Source organism: Kitasatospora sp. NPDC036755, assembly GCF_040636595.1.
GTDB lineage: Bacteria > Actinomycetota > Actinomycetes > Streptomycetales > Streptomycetaceae > Kitasatospora.
Genome location: NZ_JBEZUT010000584.1, coordinates 1 through 2,893, shown reverse-complemented (window position 1 = coordinate 2,893; position 2,893 = coordinate 1). Strand labels below are relative to the sequence as shown.

The following is a 2,893-nucleotide window of genomic DNA, read 5'->3' as shown; positions in this document are numbered from 1 at the left end:
CGCCGCCCCACCCGCATCCACACACTCTGCACCCAACACGGCATCACAACGACGGCTTGAGCCCGACCCAGATCAAATACTTCGCCAGCAGAATCTCGAAGGCGGCTTCCCGTTCACTCGAATGGCCTAACAGAAAGGATCAGGCGAAGCGATTTCGATCACACCGGCCGAACGACCCGGAAAAGGAGTGTCCACCATGTCGACGACGGTTCACCCTGGCCTCCGGGCGTTGTGGATCAAGGCCGGGAGGCACCTCCGCGACGTTCGGGCCGCCGTGGAACATATCCGGCAGACCATGGACTATCGGATGGCGTTCATCATTTCATCGTTGCCGCTCTGGCCCCGATGCCCCGAGAATTGGGAGGTACCCGAAACCCGGTCCGCTGGATCCGCCCTTCGGCGTACCCAGGCACCCGCCTGCCCACGGGCCAGGAAGGAGGATCGTGATCAACGGTATCGACCGAGGTCAGAATCCCTTCTCCGGGAGCCCGGAACCCAGACGGGTGCTGGACCTGGAGACCTGGACGGCCTCGGGGATCCCGTTGCTGCGCGAGCCCCGCGAGTTCGTCCTGGAACTGCACCAGCGTCACCTGCCCCAGCCCGGCACCGTCGTAGTCACCGTCCTGGACGCGCTCCACCGCCTCGTCGCCTCGGCCTCCTTCACCCCCTGGCCGCACGACACCGACGGCTGGCAGCACCGCAACGCGCTACTGGCCCACCTGCGCCGGATCCTCCCGCACGACCTGCGGCTGCCCGAGCCGAGCCGCACCGCCGTGCTGCTGCGCTGCCGCGACGGCGCACTCGGCTGGACGGAGCAGGACGGCGCCTGGATGTGGGCGCTGCGGGACGCGTCCGCACTGCACGGGCTGCGCTGCGGCGCGTACATCGGGCTCACCCCGGCGGGCTGGCAGGTCCTCGGGGACGGGCGGGGCGGCCGCAAGCCGCACGCGGGCTCCTGGGCCGACGGGCCGGTGCACACCGTCACGGAGCTGCCGCCGCGCTCGGCACTGGACACCCCGCGCGGCCAGCGCACCCGTCAACTGGCGGCCGACCAGGCCAAGCACGGCGAGGACACGGCGCGCTCCCCGCAGTCCGACGCCTCCTGGACACCGGCGCGGGCCGCAGCGGCCGAACCGACCCGCCGCACCGGCACGCGCTGAACCCGAGACGACCGTCGAGCCCGTCGGGCCAGTCGAACCGCCAGCTGCCACCAGGAGGGCGCCGACCGGCGGCCGTCGCCCTCCGAGGGCCTCGGGACCGAGGTCGGGCCCGGCACCGTGCGGCGGCACCGGGCCCGAAGTGGACGGCTGTGGTCAGGCCTTGACCGGGCGGCCCGGCGCGGCTCCGCCCCGGCCCGCCGCAGCCGGACCGGCGTCGCCGCAGACCACCAGCAGCGCGGTCGCGGTGTCCAGTGCCTTGGCGTACGCCTTGGCGGTCCGGGCGGACGGTCCGCCGTTGACCACCAGGACGACCACCTCGCGGCGGACCGGACGGGTCAGCGCGGCGTCCGCGTAGAACACGTCCCCGCCCTCGGCGAGCTGCGCCCAGTAGCGCTCCTCGCCGAAGGAGAGCTCGTGCTGCTGCCAGGGGTGCGCTTCACCGACCGTCAGCACCAGGATGGTGCCCGGGTCGCGGCCGGACTCCAGCAACCGGTCGACCGCGTCATCGGCGCGCTCCAGCGCCTGCGCCGGGGTGGCGGCGATCCGCTGGACCTCCACCTGCGGCGCGGCGGGGGCGGGGCGGCGCGGTGCCGGCCCGGGCTTGGGGATCAGTCGCGGCGGGCCCGGACGGGCGGCGCGCGGCGGGACCGGACGCGGAGGCGCCGGACGGGGGCCGGGCACCGGAGCCGGTGCGGCGACGGTGGTGGATGCGATGGCAGGGGCTTGTGCGTCCGACTCGCGGGGGAAGGGAACGCCGGGGCCCGGGAGGCTCTCGTGAATCTCCGGCTCCTCGGGGAAGACAGGCATACCCGGATATCTATCAAATGCCGGTCGGACGCGCACGGGCGCCCCACCCCTTGGGCACCGAACCCCCGCCACCCCCTCCCGGGGCAATTCCAGACGGACCGTCAGAAACCGAGCGTCAACTGTTCGTCGGCAGGCCCCTGGGCACCCGCCACGTCCTCCCGGACGCGCTTGAGGTGGCGCCACTTCGGCAGTGCGTCCAGGTACGCCCAGGAGAGCCGGTGGTGATCGGTGGGGCCGAGCTCCTCCAGCGCGGCGCGGTGCACCGGGGACGGGTAGCCGGCGTTGTCGGCGAAGCCGTACTCCGGGCACCCCTCGCCCAGTTCGGCCATCAGGCCGTCGCGGTGGACCTTGGCGAGCACCGAGGCGGCGGAGACGCAGATGCAGGACTGGTCGCCCTTGATCACCGTGCGCACCCGCCACGGGCCGCCGAGGTAGTCGTGCTTGCCGTCGAGGATCACCGCGTCGGGTTCGACCGGCAGCGCCTCGAGCGCGCGGACGGCGGCCAGCCGCAGCGCCGCGGTCATGCCGAGCTCGTCGCACTCCTGCGGGGAGGCCTGCCCGAGCGCGTACGCGGTGACCCAGTCGGCGAGGACGGGTGCGAGCGCGCGTCGGCGCAGCTCGGTGAGCAGCTTGGAGTCGGTCAGCCCCTCCGGCGCCTTGCGCAGGCCGGTGACGGCCGCACCCACGGTGACCGGCCCGGCCCAGGCGCCGCGCCCGACCTCGTCGAGACCGACGACGATCTTGGCGCCGGCCCGGCGGAGCGAGCGTTCGACGGAGTGCGTCGGGGGGACGATGGGCATGGCGTATTCCGTTCAGCGGGGGCAGCCTCCAGCCTAGGGCCAATGCCGGTGACTTTGTCTTGCTGCTCTCGTTGGTTGTGGTGTGGCGAGGGTGGGGCAGGTCAAGTCGCCTGCGGGTGAGCGGTT

3 protein-coding genes are annotated in these 2,893 nt (G+C 73.0%); 1 reads left to right on the top strand and 2 read right to left on the bottom strand.

The window, feature by feature from the left end; translation table 11 throughout:
• Nucleotides 1-443: 443 nt before the first annotated feature.
• On the top strand, nt 444-1,160 hold the full coding sequence (locus tag AB0E96_RS40175; RefSeq protein WP_359831669.1) for a hypothetical protein: 717 nt from the start codon (nt 444-446) through the stop codon (nt 1,158-1,160).
• A gap of 153 nt (nt 1,161-1,313) precedes the next feature.
• On the opposite strand, the gene AB0E96_RS40170 is transcribed toward AB0E96_RS40175, so the two are convergent.
• Both AB0E96_RS40170 and AB0E96_RS40165 read right to left on the bottom strand, forming a co-directional pair.
• Nucleotides 1,314-1,718: a hypothetical protein gene (locus tag AB0E96_RS40170; protein WP_359831667.1), complete on the bottom strand. Its 405-nt coding sequence runs from the start codon at nt 1,716-1,718 to the stop codon at nt 1,314-1,316.
• Nucleotides 1,719-2,068: 350 nt separating this feature from the next.
• Nucleotides 2,069-2,767: a ribonuclease HII gene (locus AB0E96_RS40165; RefSeq protein ID WP_359831666.1), complete on the bottom strand. Its 699-nt coding sequence runs from the start codon at nt 2,765-2,767 to the stop codon at nt 2,069-2,071.
• Nucleotides 2,768-2,893 lie beyond the last annotated feature (126 nt).